This is a genomic window from Nocardioides euryhalodurans (genome assembly GCF_004564375.1).
Lineage (GTDB): Bacteria > Actinomycetota > Actinomycetes > Propionibacteriales > Nocardioidaceae > Nocardioides > Nocardioides euryhalodurans.
Map to the genome: position 1 here is coordinate 2,776,135 of NZ_CP038267.1, position 24,370 is coordinate 2,800,504.

21 protein-coding genes are annotated in these 24,370 nt (G+C 72.5%); 13 read left to right on the top strand and 8 right to left on the bottom strand.

Going from position 1 to position 24,370, the window contains the following annotated elements:
• Positions 1–44 precede the first annotated feature (44 nt).
• From EXE57_RS13300 to EXE57_RS13330, 7 genes are all read left to right on the top strand, one after another.
• Positions 45–1,634, top strand: coding sequence for a phytoene desaturase family protein (locus EXE57_RS13300; protein ID WP_135078257.1), 1,590 nt, complete (start codon positions 45–47; stop codon positions 1,632–1,634).
• Between the two features lie 4 nt (positions 1,635–1,638).
• Positions 1,639–2,706 carry an alpha/beta hydrolase family protein gene (locus EXE57_RS13305; RefSeq protein ID WP_135078259.1) on the top strand — a complete coding sequence of 356 codons (1,068 nt, stop codon included), beginning with the start codon at positions 1,639–1,641 and terminating at the stop codon, positions 2,704–2,706.
• 136 nt (positions 2,707–2,842) lie between these two features.
• Positions 2,843–4,081, top strand: a complete 1,239-nt coding sequence (locus tag EXE57_RS13310; RefSeq protein ID WP_135078261.1) for an amino acid ABC transporter substrate-binding protein — start codon at positions 2,843–2,845, stop codon at positions 4,079–4,081.
• Entirely contained in the window at positions 4,081–4,965 is an 885-nt protein-coding gene (locus tag EXE57_RS13315; RefSeq protein WP_135078263.1) for a branched-chain amino acid ABC transporter permease, read from the top strand. The genes EXE57_RS13310 and EXE57_RS13315 overlap by 1 nt, the downstream gene beginning before the upstream one ends.
• Positions 4,962–6,863 carry a branched-chain amino acid ABC transporter ATP-binding protein/permease gene (locus EXE57_RS13320; RefSeq protein ID WP_135078265.1) on the top strand — a complete coding sequence of 634 codons (1,902 nt, stop codon included), beginning with the start codon at positions 4,962–4,964 and terminating at the stop codon, positions 6,861–6,863. The genes EXE57_RS13315 and EXE57_RS13320 overlap by 4 nt, the downstream gene beginning before the upstream one ends.
• Positions 6,860–7,666: an ABC transporter ATP-binding protein gene (locus EXE57_RS13325; protein ID WP_135078268.1), complete on the top strand. Its 807-nt coding sequence runs from the start codon at positions 6,860–6,862 to the stop codon at positions 7,664–7,666. Before EXE57_RS13320 ends, EXE57_RS13325 begins: the two co-directional genes overlap by 4 nt.
• A complete protein-coding gene (locus EXE57_RS13330) occupies positions 7,663–8,724 on the top strand; it encodes a quinone oxidoreductase family protein (RefSeq protein WP_135078270.1) in 1,062 nt (353 codons plus the stop codon). Before EXE57_RS13325 ends, EXE57_RS13330 begins: the two co-directional genes overlap by 4 nt.
• Here EXE57_RS13330 and EXE57_RS13335 read toward each other — a convergent pair.
• Complete coding sequence (locus EXE57_RS13335) at positions 8,677–10,827, bottom strand: MMPL family transporter (protein ID WP_135078272.1); 2,151 nt, start codon at positions 10,825–10,827, stop codon at positions 8,677–8,679. The two genes, EXE57_RS13330 and EXE57_RS13335, sit on opposite strands and share 48 nt — an antisense overlap.
• A 61-nt stretch (positions 10,828–10,888) precedes the next feature.
• On the opposite strand from EXE57_RS13335, the gene EXE57_RS13340 reads away from it, so the two are divergent.
• From EXE57_RS13340 to EXE57_RS13355, 4 genes are read left to right on the top strand one after another with little or no spacing between them, the layout of a single operon-like run.
• Positions 10,889–11,356, top strand: coding sequence for a MarR family winged helix-turn-helix transcriptional regulator (locus EXE57_RS13340; protein WP_244246827.1), 468 nt, complete (start codon positions 10,889–10,891; stop codon positions 11,354–11,356).
• Entirely contained in the window at positions 11,356–12,483 is a 1,128-nt protein-coding gene (nagA, locus tag EXE57_RS13345) for an N-acetylglucosamine-6-phosphate deacetylase (protein WP_135078274.1), read from the top strand. Before EXE57_RS13340 ends, nagA begins: the two co-directional genes overlap by 1 nt.
• Before the next feature lie 55 nt (positions 12,484–12,538).
• Positions 12,539–13,186, top strand: a complete 648-nt coding sequence (locus EXE57_RS13350; protein ID WP_135078276.1) for a GntR family transcriptional regulator — start codon at positions 12,539–12,541, stop codon at positions 13,184–13,186.
• A gap of 1 nt (position 13,187) precedes the next feature.
• Positions 13,188–14,225: a 1-aminocyclopropane-1-carboxylate deaminase gene (locus tag EXE57_RS13355; RefSeq protein WP_135078278.1), complete on the top strand. Its 1,038-nt coding sequence runs from the start codon at positions 13,188–13,190 to the stop codon at positions 14,223–14,225.
• 3 nt (positions 14,226–14,228) lie between these two features.
• On the opposite strand, the gene pgm is transcribed toward EXE57_RS13355, so the two are convergent.
• Positions 14,229–15,863 (bottom strand): phosphoglucomutase (alpha-D-glucose-1,6-bisphosphate-dependent), encoded by a 1,635-nt coding sequence (gene pgm, locus EXE57_RS13360; RefSeq protein WP_135078279.1) that lies wholly within the window; start codon positions 15,861–15,863, stop codon positions 14,229–14,231.
• A 91-nt stretch (positions 15,864–15,954) separates the two neighbouring features.
• Between pgm and EXE57_RS13365 the strand changes: the two genes are divergently transcribed.
• The gene (locus tag EXE57_RS13365; protein ID WP_135078281.1) at positions 15,955–17,220 is read left to right on the top strand and encodes an Nramp family divalent metal transporter; all 1,266 of its coding nucleotides are present in this window, start codon (positions 15,955–15,957) and stop codon (positions 17,218–17,220) included.
• Here EXE57_RS13365 and EXE57_RS13370 read toward each other — a convergent pair.
• The 3 genes from EXE57_RS13370 to EXE57_RS13380 form a co-directional block, all read right to left on the bottom strand.
• On the bottom strand, positions 17,217–17,903 hold the full coding sequence (locus EXE57_RS13370) for a hypothetical protein (RefSeq protein ID WP_135078283.1): 687 nt from the start codon (positions 17,901–17,903) through the stop codon (positions 17,217–17,219). The genes EXE57_RS13365 and EXE57_RS13370 overlap by 4 nt on opposite strands.
• 80 nt (positions 17,904–17,983) lie before the next feature.
• Positions 17,984–18,919: an oxidoreductase gene (locus EXE57_RS13375; RefSeq protein WP_135078285.1), complete on the bottom strand. Its 936-nt coding sequence runs from the start codon at positions 18,917–18,919 to the stop codon at positions 17,984–17,986.
• Entirely contained in the window at positions 18,916–19,728 is an 813-nt protein-coding gene (locus tag EXE57_RS13380; RefSeq protein WP_135078287.1) for a maleylpyruvate isomerase family mycothiol-dependent enzyme, read from the bottom strand. Before EXE57_RS13380 ends, EXE57_RS13375 begins: the two co-directional genes overlap by 4 nt.
• Before the next feature lie 199 nt (positions 19,729–19,927).
• On the opposite strand from EXE57_RS13380, the gene EXE57_RS13385 reads away from it, so the two are divergent.
• Positions 19,928–21,253 (top strand): DEAD/DEAH box helicase, encoded by a 1,326-nt coding sequence (locus EXE57_RS13385; protein ID WP_167305901.1) that lies wholly within the window; start codon positions 19,928–19,930, stop codon positions 21,251–21,253.
• 4 nt (positions 21,254–21,257) lie between these two features.
• Here the strand turns inward: EXE57_RS13385 and EXE57_RS13390 are convergent, their stop codons facing one another.
• The 3 genes from EXE57_RS13390 to EXE57_RS13400 form a co-directional block, all read right to left on the bottom strand.
• A complete protein-coding gene (locus EXE57_RS13390; RefSeq protein WP_208542851.1) occupies positions 21,258–22,112 on the bottom strand; it encodes an NAD(P)-dependent oxidoreductase in 855 nt (284 codons plus the stop codon).
• A gap of 10 nt (positions 22,113–22,122) precedes the next feature.
• On the bottom strand, positions 22,123–22,335 hold the full coding sequence (locus tag EXE57_RS13395) for a DUF6458 family protein (RefSeq protein WP_135078291.1): 213 nt from the start codon (positions 22,333–22,335) through the stop codon (positions 22,123–22,125).
• Between the two features lie 129 nt (positions 22,336–22,464).
• Positions 22,465–24,354, bottom strand: a complete 1,890-nt coding sequence (locus tag EXE57_RS13400; RefSeq protein ID WP_135078293.1) for an acyl-CoA dehydrogenase — start codon at positions 24,352–24,354, stop codon at positions 22,465–22,467.
• Between the last annotated feature and the right edge of the window lie 16 nt (positions 24,355–24,370).

The following is a 24,370-nucleotide window of genomic DNA, read 5'->3' on the forward strand; positions in this document are numbered from 1 at the left end:
CAATCGATTGCGGCGCCCTGGTGCGCCCACCTGGGAGGCCCAGCATGAGCGAGACCGTGGACTTCGTGATCGCGGGAGGCGGGCACAACAGCCTGATCACCGCCACCTACCTGGCCCGGGCCGGTTACGAGTGCCTGGTGCTCGACGCCCGCAGCATCCCCGGGGGAGGTGCGGCCAGCGAGGAGCTCCTCGGCCCGGGCTACAGCTTCGACAGCTGCTCGACCGGCCACACGCTCATCCAGGCCAACCCGCTGCTCGCCGACGACGAGCTGGGCCTGCTGTCCGACTACGGGCTGACGTACGACATGCCGGACCCGATCGCCCACGTCGTGCTGCCGGACGGCAGCTCGTTCACGAGCTGGCTCGACCTCGACCGGACCGTGGAGCAGTTCGCCCGGCACTCGCGCGCGGACGCCGAGACGTACCGCCGCATGATCACCGACTACGGCGAGATCTCCGGGCTGCTCCGGGACGCCAACTTCACCCCGCCCGGCTACGGCACCCCTCTCCCCGCCGCGCTCGAGGCGCACCCGCGGGCCGGGCGCTGGCTGCGCCGCCGGATGATGACCGCCGCCGACGTCATCGACCGGGAGTTCGAGAGCCGCCACGTCAAGGCGTACCTGGCCTGGCAGGCCTTCCAGACCGCGCAGCCCATCGACGCCGGGGGCACCGGGATGCTCGCGATCTCCATCCAGGCCGGCCGCCAGAAGCGCAGCTGGACGATCCCGCGCGGCGGGTCCGGCTCGCTCACGGCCGCCCTCGTCCGAGCCTTCGAGGACCTCGGTGGGGTGGTCGTCTGCGACACCACCGTGACCGAGCTGGTGCTCGAGGGCGACCGGTGCGTCGGGGTGCGCACGGCCTCGGGCGAGGTCTACCGCGCCCGCGAGGGCGTGGTCTCCACCATCCACGTGAAGCACCTCACCGAGATGGCGCCCACCGAGGCGTGGGACGACGACTGGCTCTACGGGATCTCGACCTACGACCTGGGTCTCTCGGCGTTCGCGGTCTACCTGGCCACCGACGCGGCCCCGGTGTTCGAGACCGAGGACGCCTCGCAGTCGGCCGTCTCGGCCGGCACCGTGGGCTGGCTCGAGGACGTCGTCCAGTACGGCCGCGACCTCAAGGACGGCAAGTTCGTCACCGGCGTGCCCTGGCTGCTGGTGGCGACCCCCACGCTGGTGGACCCCTCCCGGGCGCCCGAGGGGCACCACACCGTGAAGCTGTTGAGCATGCAGCGGCCCGACCCCGACGACGGCCGTCCGTGGGAGGAGGTGAAGGAGGAGCACGCGCAACGACAGTTGGCGCACGTACGCCGGCTGGTGCCCAACCTCGCCGAGGAGCACGTGCTCTCCCGGCTGGTGAAGAGCCCGCGCGACATCGAGAAGGGCAACCCCCACATGGTCGACGGCTCCTTCCACGGCGGCGAGCGCGGCATCGCCCAGATCGGTGCGCTGCGCCCCGCGCCCCGCTGGGGGCAGCACCGGACGCCGATCCGCGGGCTCTACCAGACAGGAGCCACGACGCACCCCGGCGGCTCGATCACCGGTGCCCCGGGCCGCAACGCGGCCCAAGTCATCCTCGACGACCGCGGGTCGAAGCTGGCCGACGTCGTCGCGGCACGAGCGGGAGCGTGATCCGATGACCGACGCACGCGTCGCCGCCGCGCTCGAGCACTGGGCGCCCAGGTTCATCCAGAACGGGGTCGACTACAACGACTTCGTCGCGACCACCGCCCGGGTCTCGTCGTGGGAGGACTGGCTCCCCGAGTGGAGCAGGACCGCCGCGGTGCACGAGCGCGAGGCGCAGGAGTGCGAGGCGCGCGACCGGTCCCTGAGCGCCGGCCACGCCTGGCTCCGGGCGGCGGTGTGCCACCACTTCGGGAAGTTCGTGTGGATGGTGGACAGGGACCTCGCCGCCGCGGCGGGCGACCGCGCGGTCGCCGCGATGTACCACGCCCACGCCCACCTCGACCCGACCGCCGAGCGGGTCGCCGTCCCCCTGGACGGAGAGCAGGTCGTGGCGAACCTGCGACGGCCTCCCGGGGTGCCGCGGCCGCCGCTCGTCGTGCTGGTGCCGGGGCTCGACTCCACCAAGGAGGAGTTCTTCTGGCTCGAGCAGTCCTTCCTCGACCGCGGCATGGCGACGGTGTCGCTCGACGGTCCCGGGCAGGGGGAGACGGCTGCCCTGCTGCCGGCGCGCCACGACTACGAGGTCGCGGTGTCGGCGCTGCTCGACGTGCTCGCCGGCCGCGACGACCTCGACCTCGCCCGCACGGGTCTCTACGGCGTGAGCCTCGGCGGGTACTACGCCCCGCGCGTGACGGCGCACGAGCCGCGGGTCCGGGCCATGGTGGCCATGGCCGGCCCCTACCGCTGGGGTGACCTGTGGGACTCGTTGCCACCGATGACCCGGGAGACGTGGACGGTGAAGTCGCACGCGACCTCCTCCGGGGAGGCGCGTGACCGGGCGGCCCTGCTCGACCTCACCGGGGTGTGCGAGCGGATCGACGTCCCGGCGCTCTACGTCACGGGCAAGCTCGACCGGCTCGTGCCGTGGGAGCAGACGCGGCAGCAGTCCGAGGCCACCGCCGGCTCGGAGCTGCTCGCCTACGACGACGGCAACCACGGCTGCTCGAACCTCTCGGCCGCGGTGCGGCCGATGATGGCGGACTGGATGCGCGAGCGGCTGGCGGCCCTTCCCCACTGAAGGGCTCGATCCACAACCGTTTGCATCAATCGGGGAGCGGTCAGCGTCAAATCGGTCACGCCCCCTTGACACGGTGTGGGCCGCATCACAACACTGAGGATGCCGCAATCGATTGCGGCTTCACCGAGGAGGAAGTATGGCGAAGATCTTCCGGCGCCGCGGCCTGGTGGCCACGGCCCTGACGGGTGTGTTGGCCGTCGGCCTCGCCGCGTGCGGCGGCGATGACGGCGGCAGCGGCGGCGGCGAGGACGGACCGATCCGGATCGGGACCTCGTTGCCCCTGACCGGCGAGTTCTCCCAGCCGGGACTGGCGGCCCAGCAGGGCTACGAGGTCTGGCAGGAGATGATCAACGCCGAAGGCGGCCTGCTCGGCCGCGACGTGGAGCTCGTCGTCAAGGACGACGCCTCCAACCAGAACACGATCGTGGCCGACTACAACGCGCTGATCAGCCAGGAAGAGGTGGACCTCCTCCTCGGGACCTTCTCCTCGCTGCTCAACCTGCCCGCGTCGGCCGTGGCCGAGAAGAACCAGATGCTCTACGTCGAGCCGGCGGGCGGCTCCCCGGAGATGTTCAGCCGGGGCTTCAAGTACCTCTTCTTCACCCAGCAGGCGACGGCAGACCTGCAGGGCAAGCTGTTCGCCGAGTACCTCGCCGGGCTCCCCGAGGGCGAGAAGCCCGAGACGGCCGCGTACCCCAGCATCGACGACCCGTTCGCCCTGCCGGCCGTCGAGGGCATGCGCGAGATCATGGAGGCCGGTGGCATCGAGACGGTCTACACCGAGACGTACGCGATCGACACCAAGAACTTCGACTCGATCGTGACCTCCATGAAGAGCGAGGACGCCGACGTCGTCGTCCACGGCTCGGTCTTCGAGGACGGTGTCGGCATGGTGCGCGCCATGCTCAAGGCCGACTTCAAGCCGCAGTGGCTCTACCAGACCACCGCTCCCTCGCTGGGCGAGCAGTACGCGGACGCCATCGGCCCGGAGAACACCGAGGGCATCCTCTTCGGCATCAGCCACTCCCCGAAGGCCAACACCCCCGGCAACGAGGAGTTCGTCGCGAAGTACGAGGAGATGTTCGGCGGCGAGCCGCCGGAGGACGCCGCGGACGCCTTCGCCTCGGGCCAGGTGCTGGCCGCGGCCGTGGAGGCCGTGGGCGACCTCGAGGACCAGACGGCGATGGCCGACTGGCTGCGTGAGAACTCGGTCGAGACGATCCTCGGTGACCTCAGCTGGAACGAGGACGGCTCCCCGACGGGCGAGTTCCTGATCGGTCAGTGGCAGGGTGACTCGGTGGAGTTCGTCCTCCCCGAGAGCATCGCCACGACCGACACCTTCATCCAGGGCTGGCAGCCTGGAGGCACCGGCTGATGACCCAGCTGCTCCAGACCCTCGCCCTCGGGCTGCTGCTCGGCGGCGTCTACGCCCTCGCAGCCAGCGGTCTGACCCTGATCTTCGGGGTCATGAAGGTGATCAACATCGCCCACGGTGCGTTCGTGGTGCTGGCGGGCTTCATCACCTTCTCGCTGTGGGACGCCTACGGCATCGACCCGCTCCTGGCGATCGTGATCACGACCCCGATCGTGTTCGCGCTCGGGTGGGTCACCTACAAGGTGGTCGTCTCACCGATCCGCACGGCCCCGATGTCGTCGACCGTGCTGCTCACCTTCGGCCTGGCCCTGGTGCTGGAGGGTGCGATGGGCGAGATCTGGGGCAACAACTCCACAGCGATCAGGCCGTCGTACGCCGACGAGTCGTTCACCTTCGCCGGGCTCTTCCTGCCCAAGGCGCAGGTGTACGGCGGCCTGATCGCGGTGCTGGTGCTGGTCCTGCTGTGGCTGGTCCTGACCAAGTCGTGGCTCGGCCGCGCGATCCGGGCGGCCGCGAGCAACCCGTCGTCGGCCGAGCTGGTGGGCATCAAGGTCGCAGCTGTCGCGGCCCTGGTGTTCGCCCTCGGCATCGCCGCGGCGGGGGCGGCCGGAGCGATCACCGGGGTGCTCTACCCGTTCGTCCCCGGCTCCCACTACCAGTGGATCGCCCGGCTCCTCGCGATCGTGGTCCTCGGGGGCCTCGGCAGCCTCAACGGAGCCGTCCTCGGTGCGGTGCTCTTCGGCCTCGCCGAGACCTTCACCGCCGCGTACTGGTCGCCCTCGTGGGCGACGGCCGTCCCGTACGCCGTGGTCTTCGCCGTGCTGCTGGTGCGGCCGCATGGCCTGATGGGCACCCGACTTCGAGAGGATGCGGTCGCGACATGAGCACGACCACCCCGGTGGCCACCAGCAACGACGGCGACAACGGCGACCCTGCCGACTCCTCCGGCCACCGCCGTCCCGGTCGCGATCCCGTCCTGTGGACGGGGCGCGCGATCGCGCTCGTGGCCGGGATCCTGCTGGTCGTCTTCCCGCTGGCCAGCGACGACCTCTACTACCAGAACATGATCATCCTGGCGCTGGTCTTCGCGATCGGTGCCAGCGGGCTGAACATCATCTCGGGGTTCGCCGGCTACATCTCGCTGGGACAGGGAGCCTTCATCGGCCTCGGGGGCTACACGATCGGCGTCCTCGCGACCCGGATGCCCGAGTCCAGTCCCTGGCTGTTCGTGCCCGTCGCCGGCCTGGTGACGGCCGTCGTCGCCCTGGTGCTCGGGTTCGTCTCCCTGCGCTCCAGCGGTCCGGCGTTCGTGATCATCACCGTCGCGTTCCTCTTCCTCGTCCAGGTCTTCGCCGTCAACTGGGACTTCCTGACCAACGGCACCGCCGGGCTCACGCTCCCGCTGCCCGACTGGGACCCCGAGCTGGGCAACCTGCCGTTCTACTACGTGCTCGTAGCGATCCTGGCGCTGCAGCTGCTCATGACGTGGTGGATCCGGCGCTCCAAGCTCGGCATGGGCCTGATCGCGATCCGCGAGGACGAGAGCAAGGCGGCCACGATCGGCATCAACCTGCCGACCGAGAAGATCATCGCCTTCATGGCCAGCACCGTGTTCGTCGGCATGGCCGGCGCGGTCTACGGCTACTACCTGACCTTCATCGACCCGCGAGGCATGTTCAGCATCCTGGTCAGCGTCCAGCTGGTGCTGTCGATGCTGATCGGCGGCAAGGCCACGCTCTGGGGCCCGGTGCTCGGCGCCTTCCTGGTCGAGTACCTCAACGAGACCGCCAACAACGAGTGGGGCGGCGGCAACATCCGGCTCTTCCTGTTCGGCGGGCTGCTCGTCGCGGTGGTCATCTTCCTGCCGAAGGGCATCCTCCCCGCGATCGAGTCGTTCCTGCACTGGCTGCGCACCCGCGGCCGGGCCGGCCTGGTCGGAGCCCGGATCGGCACCGGGGGCAGCCTCGCCTCGCTCACCGACCGGGTCGAGCTCGTGGACCGCAGCACGCTGCCGGACCGACCGCTCCTCGAGGTGAAGGACCTCAAGCGCCACTTCGGTGGCGTCAAGGCGGTCGACGGGGCCTCGTTCTCGGTGCCCGAGGGCTCGATCACCGGGCTCATCGGGCCCAACGGTTCGGGGAAGACGACGCTGTTCAACCTGATCGACGACACCATCCGGGCCGAGTCCGGCGAGATCTGGCTCGGCGGTGAGCGCATCGACGGCAAGCCGTCGTGGTCGCGCGCGCACCTCGGCCTCGGCCGTACCTTCCAGATCACCCGCCTCTTCCGCGAGATGACCGTCCTCGAGAACGTCGTCGCCGTCCAGCGCTCCTTCTCGGTGTCCGGCCTGGGCCGGATCGCGGTCAGCGGCAAGGAGGCGCGGGCCGCCGAGGAGCTGCTGGAGTTCGTCGGGATGCGCGACTTCCGCGACCAGCCGGCGCGCGCGCTCTCGTTCGGCCAGCAGAAGCTGGTGGAGCTGGCGCAGATCCTGATGCTCGACCCCAAGCTGATCCTGCTCGACGAGCCGGCCGGCGGCATCAACCCGGTGCTGATCGACCGGATGGGCGAGATGATCCGGGAGCTCAACTCGTACGGGAAGACGTTCCTCATCGTCGAGCACAACATGCCGTTCGTGCTCGGCCTGTGCAACCCGGTGCACGTGCTGGGCCGTGGCCGCACGATGGCGTCGGGGACGCCGGACGAGATCAAGAGCGATCCCGCGGTGATCGACGCCTACCTGGGCGACGACTTCGTGGCCGAGGAGAAGGCGGTCCAGCCATGACGGGCACCCCGGGCGAGGAGCCCATGCTGCGGATGCACGGCGTGGTCGCCGGGTACGGCGGCGGAGACGTGCTGCAGGGAGTCGACATCACCGTGGCCAAGGGGTCGGTGGCCTGCATCGTGGGGCCCAACGGTGCCGGCAAGTCCACCGTCCTCAAGACGGTCAGCGGCCTGCTGACGCCCCGGCTGGGAGAGGTGCACCTGCAGGGCGAGCCGATCCACACCCTCTCCGCGGCGACCATCCTGGAGCGGGGCGTCTCGCAGGTGCCGCAGTCCAACGCGCTGTTCCCGACGATGACGGTGCGCGAGAACGTGCTGCTGGGCGCGTACATCATCCGGCGCGACAAGGCGCTCATCAAGAAGCGCTACGACGAGGTCGCCTCGCTGTTCCCGATCGTCGCCGACCGCAGCAACGAGAACGCCGGCAACCTCTCGGGCGGCCAGCGGCGGATGGTGGAGTTCGCGCGCTCGCTGATGCTCGACCCCGTCCTGCTGCTGCTCGACGAGCCGTCGCTGGGGCTGGACCCCAAGGCACTGCAGGTGCTGTACGAGTCGGTGATGGTGCTCAGCCGGAGTGGCAAGACGATCCTGCTGGTCGAGCAGAACGTGCGGTTCGGGATGAGGATGGCCACCGACGGCATCGTCATGGAGAGCGGGAAGGTCATCACGCAGCGACCTGCCGCCGAGATCCTCTCGGATCCCGACCTCGCGACCATGTACTTCGGCGGCACGGTGTCGGAGACCGAGGTCGAGGACGCCACGATCGCCGAGGCGGCGCCGGTCGGGGAGAAGCCGGCACCGTGACCGGAGGCATGCGGGCGGCCGCCGTCCGCGAGGTCGGCAGTCCTCCTCTGTTCGGCACCTTCGCGTACCCGGATCGGGCCACCACCGTCCCGCCCAGGTTCCCGATCGAGCACGGCGACGCCCCGGCACGACCGCCGTCCGAGCGCGCGTCGTCGCTCGTCGCGGTCACCTGCGCAGCGCTCAACCCGATCGACCTCCACGTGGCCTCGGGAGGGTTCTTCCAGGGCCCGCCGCAGGTGCCCTACGTCCCCGGTGTGGAGGGCGTGGGGCGCGTGCTCGAGTCCGACCACCTCCCGGCCGGGACCCGGGTCCGCTTCGAGCTCGGCCACCCGGGCTACGGCGGCAACGGTGCGCTCGCCGAGCAGGTGGTCGTCGACGACGAGAGCATGGTCGAGCTGCCGGCCTCGGTCGCCGACGACGACGCGGCCGCGCTCGGGGTCGCGGGCATCACGGCGGCGCGGGCGCTCGACCTGGCCGACCTCGGCGCCGGGGAGGGGGTGCTCGTCCTCGGGGCCACCGGCGCCGTGGGGGCGGTCGCCGTCCAGCTCGCCCGGCTTCGCGGTGCGGGTCGTGTCGTCGCGGCCGGTCGGAACCCCGAACAGCTCCGGCGGGCCGTCGCCGTGCTGGGCGCGGACGCCGCCGTCGAGCTCGACGGCCGGTCGGTGGCCGACCTGGCCGCGGCCTTCCGCGAGGCGGCCGGGGGAGGTGTGGACGTCGTCGTCGACCCGCTGTGGGGCGAGCCGGCGGTCGCTGCCCTGGCCGCGGGCAACCTCGGCGTACGACTGGTCAACGTCGGTCAGGCCGCCGGGACCAGCGTCGAGATGCCGTCGGTCCCCCTGCGCGGGCACCGTGCCGTCGTCCGGGCGATCTCCACCGCGATGGACGACCTGTCCCTGCGGCGGGAGCGCTACAGCGAGGTGCTCGGCCACCTCGCCGCCGGCCGGCTCCTCGTCGACCACGTCACCCGGCCGCTCGAGGACGTCGCCGAGGCCTGGGCGGCCCAGGCCTCGTCACCGGGGCGACGCCTGCTCCTGCGGGTCCGTCCGGACAGCGGCTGATGCCACCGCGTCCTCCCCGACGGCGCTGGACCCCGTCGCCCGGCCCGTGACCCGTCGCGGCCACCAGAACCGCTCACCCAGGATCAGCGCGAGGGCCGGGACCAGCACCGTGCGGACGACGAGGGTGTCGAGCAGGACGCCCACGAAGATCACGATCCCGAGCTGGGCGAGCACCACCAGCGGCAGCACGCCCAGCACCGCGAAGACAGCCGCGAGCAGGATCCCGGCGCTGGTGATGACCCCGCCGGTGGCGGTCAGTGCCCGGAGCATCCCCTCGCGCACCCCGTGGCTGCCGGCCTCCTGCAGCGCCCGGGTCACGAGGAAGATGTTGTAGTCGACGCCGAGCGCGACCAGGAACAGGAACGCCAGCAGCGGGACGCCGACGTCGATCGCCTCGAACCCGAAGACGCCCGTGTAGATCCACCACGACGCCCCGAGCGCGGCGAAGAACGTCCCCACCACGGTCGCGACCAGCAGCAACGGCGCCACCAGGGAGCGCAGCAGCAGGGTGAGCCCGAGCAGCACCAGCGCGAGGATCAGCGGGATCAGCAGCTGCCGGTCGCGCTCGGCCCCGGCGATGGCGTCCACGGCCTGGGCCTCGCTGCCACCGACCCACGTGTCGTCGTACGACGACAGCTCGCCGCGCAGCTCGACGATCGCCGCCTGGGCGGCCTCGGAGCCGGCCGGTGCGTCCAGGACGACGTCGATCCGGGCCAGGTCGTCCGAGGACGCCCCCGGGGTGGCCGAGACCACGCCGTCGGTCTGCTCCGCGGCCCGCAGCACCTCCTCGGCGTCGGAACGCGTCAGCACCACGGTCGGGTCGACGGTGCCGGCGGGGAAGGACTCGCCGAGCCGCTCGGCCGCCACGATGGACTCGGGCGTCTCGAGGAACTGCTCGGACTGCGAGAGGCCCTGCTCGACCTGGGTGAGCCCGGTCGCGAGCCCGGCGACGAGCAGCACCGCCACGGTGGCGAACCGGGCCGGGTGACCGGCGACGCGGTCGCCGAGTCGGCGCCACAGCGAGCTCCGGGAGTCGACCAGGACGGGCTGTCCGACCCGGGGCACCAGCGGCCAGAAGACCCACCGGCCGAAGAGCACGAGCGCGCACGGCAGCACCACGAGCGCGAAGGTCGCCGCCACCACGACACCGACCGCGCAGGCCAGGCCCAGCCCGCGGGTGGTCGGCACGACCGACAGCAGCAGCGTCAGCAGGCCGAGCACGACCGTGGTGGAGCTGGCGAGCACTGCCTCGGCGGTCCCGCGGACGGCTGCCGCCATCGCGGCGTAGCGGTTGTCGTGGGTACGGAGCTCGTCGCGGTAGCGGCTGATCAGCAGCAGGGCGTAGTCGGTGCCCGCGCCGAAGACCAGCACGCTGAGGATCCCGACGGTCGACTCGTCCCAGGCGACCTCGAAGGCTGCCAGCGTGTGCGTGGCGGCGACCGCGGCGACGCGGTCGGCGATCCCGACGACCGCGAGCGGGACCAGCCACAGGAAGGGGCTGCGGTAGGTGATGATCAGCAGCACCGCGACGACCGTCGCCGTGGCGGCGAGCAGCGTGAGGTCGGCCCCGTCGAAGACCCCGGCCAGGTCCGCCTCGATCGCCGCCGGCCCGGTGAGGCTGCCCGTGACGCCGTCGGGGACGTCGGCGTCGAGGACGCCGCGGAGGTCGGCCACCACGTCGGCGGTCTCGGTGGCACCCTCGACCGGCACCGGGACCACGCCGATGGCGGCCGTCCCGTCCTCGCTGACCTGGAGGCCGCCGCCCTCGGTGCCGGGCGGGGGACCGCCCTCGGCGCCGGCGGTCGCCTCCGTGACGAGGGAGCCGTAGACCGTCTCGAGCTCGGCGAGGGTGGCCCGGTCGAGCGTGCCGTCGTCGGAGGTGAACAGCGCCAGGGCGACCGAGCCCTCACCGCTGGGCAGCTCGGCGGAGAGCTCGGTGACGGTCGTGGAGTCGTAACCGTCGGGCAGCGAGTCGGTGGCGGAGGGTGAGCGCTCGGCCTCCCCGACCGCACCGATCAGGGCCCCGGACAGCAGCAGCGCGAGCAGCGCGACGGTCACGGCGACGCCGGGACGGAGCACGCGGGGGGTCGAGGTCCGGGACACGGGACGGCTCCTTGAGTAGACTGGATCGCTCAGCAGGTGAGTAACCAAATTAACTAAGTTGGTGAGCGAAATCCAGTCGGGAATGTCGCCGGACGACGTCGAGCAGGCGATGGGGACCTCCACCCTGCAGCTGCTCCGACGCCTCCTCGACGTCGCGCAGCAGAGCGGTCCCGCCGTGGCGCGGCGTGCCGAGCTGAGCCACACCGAGCTCACCGCCCTCGAGATGCTCACCCGTCAGGCGTGGGGGCCCGGGGAGCTCGCCCGGCACCTCGGGGTCACCTCGGCCGCCGCTTCCGGCATCGTCGACCGGCTGGCCGCCCGGGGGCACGTGGAGCGGGTGCCCCACGAGGCCGACCGCCGACGGACGCAGGTGGTCCTGACCGAGTCCGGTCGCCGGGACGTGCTCGGCCACCTGATGCCGATGTTCGCCGCCCTCGACGAGCTCGACCGGGGCCTGAGCGACGCCGAGCGCGAGGTCGTCGACCGCTACCTCGCCGCGGCGACCGAGGCGATCCGCCGGGTGCTCTGATGGCCGACCTGGTGCTGCGCGCCGACCGGCTGGTCGCGCCGGACCGGGTGCTCGCGCCGGGTTGGGTGCACGTGGTCGGCGGCACGATCTCCGACGTCGGCGCCGGAGCCCCGCCACGCGTGGCCGACGTCGATCTCGTCGGATCGACGCTGGTGCCCGGCCTGGTCGACAGCCACGTCCACGGTGGCGGGGGAGCCGCCTTCGACGGCGGGGACCCGGCCGCGGTCGAGCAGGTGGTGCGCGCCCACCGGGCGCAGGGGACGACCACGCTGCTGGCGAGCCTGGTCACCGACACGGTCGACGGGCTGGTGCGGTCGGCAGGGCGGTTGGCCGACCTCGTCGACGACGGCCTGCTCGCCGGCGTGCACCTCGAGGGGCCATGGCTGAGCCCGCACCACCCCGGTGCCCACGACCCGGCGCTGCTCGGCACCCCGACCGCCGCCACGGTGGACCGGCTCGTCGAGGCGGCCCGCGGCCACCTGCGGATGGTCACGCTGGCGCCGGAGCTGCCCGGGGCGACCGAGGCGGTCCGCCGCCTCGTCGCAGCCGGGGTCGTCGTGGCGATCGGCCACACCGACGCGACGTACGACCAGGCGCGGGCCGCGCTGGATGCCGGGGCGGCCGCCGGCACCCACCTGTTCAACGCCATGCGGGGCCTCCACCACCGCGAGCCCGGACCCGTGGCGGCACTCCTCGAGCACCCCGACGCCCACGTGGAACTGATCGCCGACGGCGTGCACGTCCACCCGGCGATGATCGGCCTCGCGGCCGCCGCCAAGCCGCACCACACCGTGCTGGTCACCGACGCCATGGCAGCCGCGGCCGCGGAGGACGGCGACTACCGGCTGGGGGCGCTCGGGGTCGAGGTGCGCGACGGCGTCGCCCGGCTCCCGGGCGGTGCCCTCGCCGGGTCGACGGCGACGCTGGCCACCTCGGTGCGCTACGCCGTGCGGGCCGCCGGGCTCCGCCTGGAGGACGCGGTCCGTGCCGCCACTGCCACGCCGGCCGGGTTGCACGGGCTCGCCCGCACCGGCGCCCTGAGGCCGGGTGCCGATGCCGACCTGGTGGCCCTGGACGAGGACCTGCGGGTGCGCCGGGTGATGCACCGGGGGCGCTGGATCTGCTGACGGATCCGCCCGCAGGGGTTGTCTCCTTCGACGTCGCCTGCGTCTAATATATTGCATGCCACTGACCGCCGAGGCCGCTGTCCCGCGCTCGTTGCTGCGCGACGAGGTGCTGGTGCGGTTGCGCGAGGCGATCGTGGGCGGTGCCCTCGCACCCGGTGAGACGTTGCGCGACCAGGAGCTCGCCAGCTGGTTGGGCGTGAGCCGGACACCGGTCCGCGAGGCCCTGCTCATGCTCGCCGAGGCCGGCCTCGTGGTCGCCCGTCCGGGAACCTCGACCGTGGTGAGCTCGCTGGACGCACGAGCGGTCCGCGACGCCCGCGACGTGGTCGCGGCGATGCACGAGGTGGCGGTGCGTGACGCGGTCGGCCGGCTCTCCGCCGATCACCTGCGGGCCATGCAGGAGGCGGCGGCCGAGTTCGCGGCTGCGATCCGCGCCGGCGACGTCCCGGCCGCCCTGGCCGCCGACGACCGGCTCCACCGGGTGCCGGTCGAGGTCAGCGGCAACCGGGCCGTCGCCGCGGTGCTCGACCAGTACACCCCCGTCGTACGACGGGCCGAGCGGCTGCGCTTCTCGTCTCTCGCCGGTCGCGACTCGATCGACCGGCACGACGACCTGCTCCGGCTCTGTGCTGCCGGCGAGGCCGAGGCCGCCGCGGCGGTCGCCTTCGACACCTGGCACTCCCTTCCCACCGACAGGACCTGACATGGCTCTCGCCGACTTCCCACGCCACCCGTTGACCTTCGGGCCGAGCCCGGTGCACCCTCTCGACCGGCTCAGCGACCACCTCGGTGGTGCCCGTGTCTGGGCCAAGCGGGAGGACTGCAACGCCGGTCTCGCCTACGGCGGCAACAAGACCCGCAAGCTCGAGTACTTCGTCCCCGAGGCGCTCGCGAGCGGCGCCGACACCCTGGTCAGCATCGGTGGCTACCAGTCCAACCACACCCGGCAGGTCGCCGCCGTCGCCGCCCACCTCGGGCTGCAGGCGGTGCTGGTGCAGGAGCGCTGGGTCGACTGGCCCGACAGCGTCAACGACCGCGTCGGCAACATCATGCTCAGCCGGATCATGGGCGCCGAGGTGCGGCTCGACCCGGCGGGCTTCGACATCGGGTTCCGCGACTCCTGGCAGCAGGCGATCGAGGACGTCCGGTCACGCGGCGGCGTGCCGTACGCCATCCCCGCCGGCGCCTCGGACCACCGCCTCGGCGGCCTCGGCTTCGCCCGCTGGGCCCACGAGGTCGCGGCGCAGGAGGAACAGCTCGGGGTCTTCTTCGACACCGTCGTGGTCTGCACCGTCACCGGGTCCACGCATGCCGGCATGATCGCGGGCTTCGCCGACCTCGAGGCCGCCGGCGGCCGGCCGCGCCGGGTGATCGGGATCGACGCGTCGGCCACGCTGCAGAAGACCCGTGACCAGGTCGAGCGCATCGCCCGTCGTACGGCAGAGCTCATCGGCGTCCCCCGTGACCTGCGCGAGGACGAGCTGACGGTGCTCGAGGGCTGGGCCGGTGACACGTACGGCATCCCGGTGCAGAGCACGCTCGACGCGATCCGGCTGACCGGGCAGCTCGAGGGCGTGATCCTCGACCCGGTCTACGAGGGCAAGTCGATGGCCGGCCTGGTCGACCTGGTGCGCGACGGCGAGATCGGCCGCGACTCGACCGTGCTCTACGCCCACCTCGGCGGACAGCCCGCCCTCAACGCCTACTCGGCGCTCTTCACCGAGACCCGGCGGGTGGGGTAGTCCTCAGCCCAGCGCCGCCGAGACCACCTCGCGCGCCTCGGCCTGCACCTCGGCCAGGTGGTCGGGCCCCTTGAACGACTCGGCGTAGATCTTGTAGACGTCCTCGGTGCCGCTCGGGCGGGCGGCGAACCACGCGTTCTCGGTGGTGACCTTGAGCCCGCCGATCCGGGCGCCGTTGCCGGGCGCCTCGGTGAGCCGCGCGGTGATCGGCTCCCCCGCGAGCGTGGTCGCCGTGACGTCCTCGGGGGAGAGCGCGGCCAGCTTGGCCTTCTGGGCGCGGTCGGCCGGGGCGTCGATCCGGGCGTACGCCGGGTCGCCGTGCTCGGCCACGAGGTCGGCGTAGTGCTCGCTCGGGCTGCGGCCGGTCCGGCCGAGGATCTCCGAGGCGAGCAGCGCCAAGATGATGCCGTCCTTGTCGGTCGTCCAGACCGTCCCGTCGAGGCGGAGGAAGGAGGCGCCGGCCGACTCCTCGCCGCCGAACCCGAACGAGCCGTCGATCAGGCCGGGCACGAACCACTTGAAGCCCACCGGCACCTCGACCATCGGCTTGCCGACCGCGGCTGCGACCCGGTCGATCATCGAGCTCGACACCAGCGTCTTCCCGATCCGGGCCGAGGTCGGCCAGCCGGGTCGCGCCCCGCCGAAGAGGTGGCCGATCGCCACGGCGAGGTAGTGGTTGGGGTTCATCAGGCCGACGTCCGGCGTGACGATGCCGTGGCGGTCGGCGTCGGCGTCGTTGCCGGTCGCGACGTCGTACTCCGAGCGGCGCGCGATCAGCGACGCCATCGCGTAGGGCGAGGAGCAGTCCATCCGGATCTTCTCGTCCCAGTCGAGGGTCATGAAGCGCCAGGTCGGGTCGACCTCCGGGTTCACGACGGTGAGGTCGAGCCCGTGCCGGTCGGCGATCTCGCCCCAGTAGGCCACGCTCGCGCCCCCGAGCGGGTCGGCGCCGATCCGGACCCCCGCGTCGCGGATCGCGGCGAGGTCGAGCACCTGCGGAAGGTCGTCGACGTACGCCGCCAGGAAGTCGTAGCGCCCGGCGCCCGACACGTCGGCGACCCGTTGCACCCCGCGCAGCCTGTCGCGGATCAGCTCGTTGGCGCGGGCGGCGATCACCGAGGTGGCGTCGCTGTCGGCCGGGCCGCCGTGGGGCGGGTTGTACTTGAAGCCGCCGTCACCCGGCGGGTTGTGCGACGGCGTGACGACGATCCCGTCGGCGAGGCCGGCGCCGGTGGTGCGGCCGCCGTTGGCGCGCAGGATGGCGTGCGAGACGGCGGGGGTCGGGGTGAAGCCGTCGCGGCTGTCCACCATGACCCGGACGTCGTGGGCGAGCAGCACCTCGAGTGCGGTGTGCCAGGCGGGCTCGGACAGGGCGTGGGTGTCGCGGCCCAGGAAGAGGGGGCCGTCGTAGCCCTGGTCGCGGCGGTACTCGCAGATCGCCTGCGTCGTCGCCAGGATGTGGTGCTCGTTGAAGGACGTCCGCAACGACGTGCCCCGGTGGCCGCTGGTGCCGAACGCGACCTGCTGGTCGACGTCGTCGGGGTCCGGCTGCCGGTCGGCGTACGCCGCCAGCAACGCCTCGACGTCGACGAGGTCGGACTCGGTGGCGGGCTGGCCGGCGCGGCTCTCGGGAGGCATGTCGCCATCATGGCCTGCGGGCTGGCCCGCCACCACCGCCGAGCGTCTCGGGTACGGTGCTGGCGCCCCCGTTCTCGGCCAAGGAGCAGTCATGGACACCTCGTCCGCACCGTCGACCCGTGAGACCAAGCCCCGCTGGTCCCTCATCGGCCCCGGCATCGTCGTCGCCGCCACCGGAGTCGGCGGAGCCGACCTCGTCGCCACCCTGATCGCCGGCAGCAACTACGGCTACGCGCTGCTCTGGGCGGTCGTGATCGGGTGCCTGATGAAGGTGGTGCTCGTCGAGGGGGCCGGTCGCTACACCCTCGCCACCGGGCACACCATCTACGAGGGCTGGGCCTCGCTGGGTCGCTGGACGACCTGGTACTTCGCCCCCTACATCGTGATCTGGGGCTTCGTCTACGGCGCCGCCGCCATGGCCGGCACCGGGCTGCCGCTGGCCTCGCTGCTGCCGTTCCTGCCGATCGAGGCGTGGGGGATCATCTCCGGGCTGCTCGGCCTCGCCCTGGTGTGGAGCGGCCGCTACGGCTTCTTCGAGAAGGTGTGCGCCGCCCTGGTGGGGCTGATGTTCGTGGCGATGGTGATGGCCGCGGCGCTCACGGTGCCGAACCTCCCCGAGCTCGCCACCGGGCTGGCGCCGATGGTGCCCGACGGCGCGCTCTTCACCACCCTCGCCGTGGCCGGCGGCGTCGGCGGCACGATCACGCTGGCGGCCTACGGCTACTGGGTGCGTGAGAAGGGCTGGAGCACCGAGTCCCACATGCGCGTGATGCGGCTCGACAACGGCGTCGCCTACCTCGTGACCGGCCTCTTCGTCGTCGCCACCCTCATCGTCGGTGCCGAGCTGCTCTACTCCGCCAACATCGCGATCTCCGAGGGGGAGCAGGGGCTGCTCGACCTCGGCAACGTGCTCGAGGACCGCTACGGCGCCGCCGCGGGCACGATCTTCCTGATCGGCTTCTGGGCCGCGGCGATGTCGTCGCTGGTCGGGGTCTGGAACGGCGTCTCGATGATGTTCGCCGACTTCCTCGGCCACGTCCGCAAGCTGCCCGAGGACCACGTCGAGCGCGGCCCGCACGGCACGGCCTACAAGGGCTACATCCTGTGGCTGACGATCCCGCCGATCGTGCCGCTGCTGATGGGCGAGCCGTTCTACCTGATCCTCCTCTACGGCGTGCTCGGTGCGCTCTTCATGCCGTTCCTCGCGATCACACTGCTGCTGATCCTCAACTCGGACCGGGTGCCGGGCCGGTGGCGCAACAAGCTCTTCTCCAACGTGCTGATGGCGGCGACGGCGCTGGTGTTCCTGGTGCTGGCTGTGCAGCAGCTGCGCGACCAGATCAGCGGCCTCCTCTAGGCCTGGTCCTGGTCCCGGTCGTCGAGCTCCCGACGCCGCTGCTCGCGCAGCTCGTCCTGGTGACGGCGGCGGCGGAGCTCGACCCGGGCGAGCACGAAGGCGAGGACGATCGGCACGACGTACGTGGCGTTGTCGAGCACCCACCGCACCCACCCGGGCAGCTGCCAGTCGGGGAGGTCGAGGTCGGGCCACGGGATCGCGGGGAGGTCCGGCCACGGGACCTCCGGCAGGTCCGGCAGCGGGATCGACGGCAGGTCGGGCCAGGGGATCGAGGGCCACGGCAGGGTGATCACCAGCAGCGTCAACAGGATCGGGACGACGACCTTGCCGACCCCGCCCGCGGTCTGGATCGTCGCGTAGCGGCGCGGGTGGGCGCGGACCCGCTCCTCGTACGCCGCGGCGGGTGAGCCCGGCTCGGGCTCGAGGTCGAGGCCACCGATCCCGGCCAGGCCCGCGGCGTCGGCGTCCGGGGCGTGCCACGTGGCGCGGCGGGGAGACCCGGTCGTCGAGAAGCGGACGTCCATCGAGCCATGGTCGTCGGCCTCGAGCCGGATCCGTTCCTCGGCCGCCTTCTTGAGCGCGACCACCTCGCCGTCGACCTGCCACTCCACGGCGTGGCGCAACGTTCCCGCCGCGGTGACGCGGTGCTCGCGCCCGTCGACGGTCAGCGTCCAGGTCTGCATGCCACCACGCTAGGCAGCCCTCGGCCGCGACACATCGGACGATGGTCGGCACCGCGACGACTTCGGTCGCGGGGGCACGGTCAGGGGTAGGTGATCCCGACCGCCCGCTCGCTGAGCTCCCAGAGGGCTCGCTGGGCGGTCAGGTCGGTCGCCCTGCGGCCGGTGCCCACGACCCGGGGGAGGCCGCGGCCCTCGCCGGGGCCACCGGGCCCGCAGTAGGTGCTGCCGGGCAGCTCGGCCGTCGCCGCCATCAGCAGCGGGAGGGCGCCGTCGGCGGCCGACTGCGAGAGGGCGCGGTTGGCCGCGTCGACGATCGACGCGACCCCGCCCGAGGAGCGGCCGAACCGGCCGTTGGCGACCAGGTGGGTGCCGGCGTAACCGGGGTGGGCGGCCAGGGCCCTCACCGGCAGCTCGGCGGCGGTGAGCCGACGGTCCAGCTCGAAGGTGAAGAGCAGGTTGGCGAGCTTGGTGCCGGCGTAGGCCGGCCAGCGCAGGTAGCGACCCTGCTGCTGGCGCGGGTCGTCGAGCGGGGCCGAGCGAGCCATCCGGTGGAGCTGCGACGACACCGTCACCACCCGGCCGTCGCCGCTCTCGGCGAGCTGGGGCAGCAGCAGACCGGTCAGCAGGAAGGGGCCGAGGTGGTTGGTGCCCAGCTGGCGCTCGAAGCCGTCGGCGGTCCGGGAGTACGGCGGCGCCATCACGCCCGCGTTGTTGACCAGGCAGTCGATCGGGCCGAACGTCGCGGCCTCGCTGCCGGCGAGCCTGACGGAGGTGAGGTCGGCCAGGTCGACCACGAGCGGCGTCAGCACCGCTGTCGGCACCTCACGCAGGATCGCCGCCTCCGCCTCGGCGAGCCGGTCCGAGGACCGGCCGGCGAGCACCACGGCGCCGCCGGCGCGCGCGAGCTCCAGCGCGGTGTGGAAGCCGAGGCCGCCGACGGTGCAGCCGGTCACGACCGTCGTCCGCCCCGTCTGGTCGGGCAGGTCGCTCAGCCGCCAGGATCCCGACCACGTCACGGGGTGACCGCCATCAGCTCGACGACCCGCTGCCCGAGCGCCACGTCCCCGCTGACGGTGACTGCCCCGGGTTCCGGCGTACGTCGGCCGCCGGCGAGGACGATGAACGTCTCGCGGTCCATCGCCAGCCGGGTCGTGGGCTCGGCCGGCACCTCGGTGGGTCGGGCCCGGCCGTCCTCGCCGACCGCGACCGCCCGGGTCGGGTGGCCGGCGACGTCGACGACGAGGGACGTGCCGGGGGTGGCCCCGACCCGCTTGCCGAGCACGAAGCCCAGGCTCTCGGCCAGGTAGTCGGCCGTGTGGACCGCGGCGGGGCCGTCGAGGTTGCCGGGACGGCCGACCGCGCGGCGTACGTCCTGCTCGTGCATCCACACGTCGAGGGGCCGGTTGCGGAGCAGCACCTCGGTGGTCCACCCGATGGCGCCGAAGACGCCCGGCGCGGGGGTCGAGCCGTCGCGCGGCGGCTCGTCGAGAAGCTGGGTGTGGCGGGCCGTGGCGCACTCGCGGATCTCGGTGATCAGCTGGTCGGGACCGTGGCCGCGGCGGGCCACCACGCCCTGCTCGGTGAAGGCCCCCATCAGGCCCTGCGCGTGCGGGGCGTCGCCGACCTCGACCTCCTCGAGCGGCCGGCCGGCCTGCATGGCCTCGAGGTGCGCGACGTGCGCCGCCACCGCGAGGACGTCCCAGCCGGCGAGGTCGGTCGGGCGTGTCCAGTCCTCCGGCGTGAGCTCCTCCAGCAGGCCCGTGAAGTCGTGGATCGCCTGCCACCAGACCTCGACGAAGCCGCCGAGCCGTTCCGAGTCGCTCATGTTCCGACCCTAGTGACGGAGCGCACCGTCCCCGCGTTTGGGTGGCGCACGCCCTGCGCTGGGAGGATGGAGCCACCGCGGCGCCCCTGAGGAGTGGCGCCGCCTTCTCACGAGACCCGGTGTGGTGCGCAGTCACTCGCGCAGAGACCAGCTGGACGGGTGCCGGAGACGACATCCCACCCGACCCGAAAGCTCCACCGTGTCCTTTGCCGACCTGTTCCCCGACCTGCCCCGCGAGATCGTCAGCGCGCTCGCCGAGCAGGGCATCACCGACCCGACCCCCGTCCAGGCTGCCGTCCTCCCCGACGCGCTCGCCGGCCGCGACGTGCTGGGCCGCGCCCGCACCGGCTCGGGCAAGACGCTCGCCTTCGGCATCCCCGCCCTGGCCCGTCTCGCGGGCAGCCGAAGCCGCCCCGGGCACCCGCGCGCCCTGATCGTCGTCCCGACCCGCGAGCTCGCCAACCAGGTGACCAGCGCGCTGCGACCGCTCGCGCAGGCGACCCGGCTGCGCCTGACGACCGTCTACGGCGGCACGCCGTACGAGCGCCAGGTGCGCCAGCTGCGGCAGGGTGCCGACATCGTCGTCGCCACCCCCGGTCGCCTCGAGGACCTGATCGAGAAGCGCCACGTCCACCTCGACGACATCGAGCTGACCGTCCTCGACGAGGCCGACCACCTGTGCGACCTCGGCTTCTACCCCGCGGTCGACCGGCTGGTCGGCGGCACCCCGGCCGGCAGCCAGCGGCTGCTGCTCTCGGCCACCCTCGACGGCGACGTCGACCGGCTCGTCCGCAGTCACCTGCGCCAGCCGCGTCGCCACGAGCTCGACCCCAACGCCGGCGCGGTCACCACGATGACCCACCACACGCTGGTCGTCGGCGGCTTCCGCGACAAGGTCGACGCCGCCCGACGGCTGATCGCCGCCAACGGCCGCTCGATCGTCTTCACCCGCACCCGGGAGGGCGCGGTCGAGCTGGCCGGCGCGCTGACCGAGGCGGGCGTCTCCGCCGTCGACCTGCACGGCAACCTCAGCCAGCGCGTGCGCGAGCGCAACCTGCACCGCTTCTCGCGCGGCGACGCCCAGGCCGTGGTGGCGACCGACGTCGCCGCCCGCGGCATCCACGTCGACGACGTGGGCCTCGTCGTCCACTTCGACGCCGCCAACGACGCGAAGTCCTACCTGCACCGCTCCGGGCGTACGGCGCGCGCCGGCGCCGACGGCATGGTGGTCACGCTCTCGACCCCCAAGTTCGTCCAGCAGGTCGCACGCCTGCAGCGCGACGCCGGGGTCGAGGTGCTCCACCACGACCTGCGCACCGCCCCGCAGCCGATGACCGCCGACGCGCTCGCCGCGTCCGGCCGGCCCGGTCCTGTCCGCCAGCAGGGCGGAGGGGCACCGTCGCGCGGCAGCCGGACCCCGTATGCCGGCAACCGCGGCCGTCAGGGCGGGAAGCCGCACCGCACCCAGGGTCGGCGCCCCGACCGCCACGAGACCTGGGGCAAGCCCGCGTCCTCCACCCGCTGACGGATCAGGGCGACAGCCGGCGCAGCACGTCGGCGAGGTCGGCCAGGTCGGCGGCCTGCTCCGGCGGGAAGGCCGCCAGGTCGGTGGCGGCGAGGCGCGCGTAGACGGCCGCCATCCCGGCGAACAGCTCCGGGGAGGCGCCGGCCGCGCCCTGGGTCGCCGCGATCTGGTCCATCTCGCCGACGAAGCGGTCCGCCTTGCTGGTGGCCACGGCGATCCGCCGCCCGGCGGCCGCGACCTGGTCGGGGTGCTCCTCGGCCAGGTCCGCCAGGACCACGTCGAGCACGCCCAGCGCGTACGCCGTCTGCAGCGCCTGCGCCCAGACCGCGGTCGTTCCCTTGTAGACCGAGGCGGTGCACATCTTGACCGCCGAGGCCCGGCCGACCTCGTCGCCGACGACCGTGGCCCGGATCCCGTCGCCGGCCAGGTCCGCGACCTCCCGGGCACGGGTGCCGCTGAGGTAGACGATCGTGTCGCCGCCCGGGCGGGGTGGACCGCCGCTGATCGAGCCGTCGACCAGGTCGAGGCCGGCGGAGCGTGCACGCTGCTCGAGGCCGGTCATGGTCGTCGGCGAGACGGCGTTGAGGTCGACCAGGAGCGGGCGGTCGGAACCGGTCGCGCCGACCACGTCGTCCATCACCTCGGCGGCCGCGGCCGGCGGGCACACGCTGACCACCACGTCCGCGTACGCGACCACGTCGGCCAGCGAGGGCAGCAGCTCCAGCCCGTGGGCGAGGTCGCGGGTGCGCGGCGAGCGGCCGGCCACCGTGGTCACGACACGGGCTCCTCCCGCCGCCCAGGCGCGGCCGAGGGCCGACCCCATCGCGCCGGGCGAGACGATCCCGATCGTGCGCGTCACCCGGCGCCGCTCAGCCGTGCCGGCGCTTCTCGACGTGGGTGGTGCGGGAGCGCTGCTGGTTCATCACCATGACCAGGACGATCGCCAGGATGCCGACGATCGTGCAGATCCAACCGACCGTCTGGGCGTCGACGACGTCGGTGACCGCGTCGGGCAGCGAGATCGCGTCGGTCAGCAGGATGAGGCCGATGACGAGCAGCAGGATGCCGATCCCGATTCCCATGGTGACTCCTCGGTGAGTGGGGGTGCTCCCGGCAGGGTAGTCCCACCCGGGCGCTCCACCCCGCAACGACGACGGCCCCGCCCGGTGGTGCCGGGCGGGGCCGTGACGTACGTCGGTCGGGGGCGCGGGTCAGAAGGCCGACTCGTCGAGGTCCATCAGCGACAGGTCGATCCCCTCGGCGATCTTCCGCTCGGCCCGGACCCGCGGCAGGTTGGTCTGCGCGAAGAACTGCGCCGCCGCGACCTTTCCCTCGTAGAACGGCTTGTCCTTCGCCGACACCTCGCCGGCGAGCTTGCCGAGCGCGACCTCGGCCTGGCGCAGCAGCAGCCACGCGCAGACCACGTCGCCGAGCACCATCAGCAGCCGGGTGGTGTTGAGCCCGACCTTGTAGATGTTGCGCAGGTCCCCACCCTCGGCAGAGGCATCGGCCGACATCAGGTCGTTGATCATGTGGCCGACCAGGGCGTTGGCGTCCTCGAGGGCACCGGCGAGCAGCGCCCGCTCGGTCTTGAGGCGACCGTTGCCCGCCTCGCTCGCGACGAACCCTTCGATCTCCTTCGCGAGGTGGCCCAGGGCCCGGCCCTGGTCCTTGACGATCTTGCGGAAGAAGAAGTCCTGGCCCTGGATCGCGGTGGTGCCCTCGTAGAGGGTGTCGATCTTGGCGTCCCGGACGTACTGCTCGATGGGGTACTCGGTGAGGAAGCCCGACCCACCGAGGGTCTGCAGCGACTCGGTGCCGAGCAGCACCCAGGAGCGCTCCGAGCCGTAGCCCTTCACGATCGGGAGCAGCAGGTCGTTGACGGCGGCGGCGAGGTCGTCCTTCTCGCCCCCTTCGACGGCAGCGTGCTCCGCCATCTGGATGCGGTCCTGCCAGGTGGCGGTGTAGAGGACCAGCGCGCGCATCGCCTCGGCGAACGACTTCTGCGTCATCAGCGAGCGACGGACGTCGGGGTGGTGGGTGATCGTGACGCGGGGCGCGGTCTTGTCGGCCGCCTGGGTCAGGTCGGCACCCTGGACGCGCGACTTGGCGTACTCGAGGGCGTTGAGGTAGCCGGTCGACAGCGTGGCGATGGCCTTGGAGCCCACCATCATCCGGGCGTTCTCGATCACCTGGAACATCTGGGCGATGCCGTCGTGCACCTCGCCGAGGAGCCAGCCGCGGGCCGGCTCGCCGCCGCCCACCGACGGGTCGCCGAAGGTGACCTCGCAGGTGTTGGAGACCTTGATGCCCATCTTGTGCTCGACATTGGTGACGTAGGCGCCGTTGCGCTCACCGGTCAGCTCGCCGGTCTCGTGGTCGAAGTGGTGCTTGGGCACGATGAAGAGCGAGAGCCCCTTGGTGCCGGGGCCGCCGACGCCCTCGACGCCCACCGGGCGGGCCAGGACGAGGTGGATGATGTTCTCGCTCATGTCGTGCTCGGCCGAGGTGATGAACCGCTTCACGCCCTCGATGTTCCACGAGCCGTCGCCGTTGTCGGTGGCCTTGGCGCGGCCGGCGCCGACGTCGGAGCCCGCGTCGGGCTCGGTGAGCACCATCGTGGCGCCCCAGCCGCGCTCGACCATGTGCTCGGCGATCCGCTGGTCCCGCTCGTTGCCGTTGCGGTGGACGATCGAGGCGAAGCTCGGGCCGCAGGCGTACATCCAGACCGGCGCGTTGGAGCCGAGCACCATCTCGCCGATCGCCCAGTTGAGGGTCGAGGGGGCGGGCGTGCCGCCGATCTCCTCGGGGATCGAGAGCCGCCAGTACTCCGCGTCCATCCACGCCTGGTAGCTCTTCTTGAAGGACTCCGGGAGCGGCGCGGTGTTGGTGGCCGGGTCGAAGACCGGCGGGTTGCGGTCGCTGTCCTCGTACGACGCCGCGAGGTCCTCGCGGGCGAGCCGGTCGACCTCGGCGAGGATCGAGCGGGCCGTCTCGCCGTCGACGTCGGCGAACGGGCCCTGGCCGAGGACCTCGTCGCGACCGAGCACCTCGAAGAGGTTGAACTCGATGTCGCGAAGGTTGCTCTGGTAGTGGCTCACTGCTTCCACCTGTTCG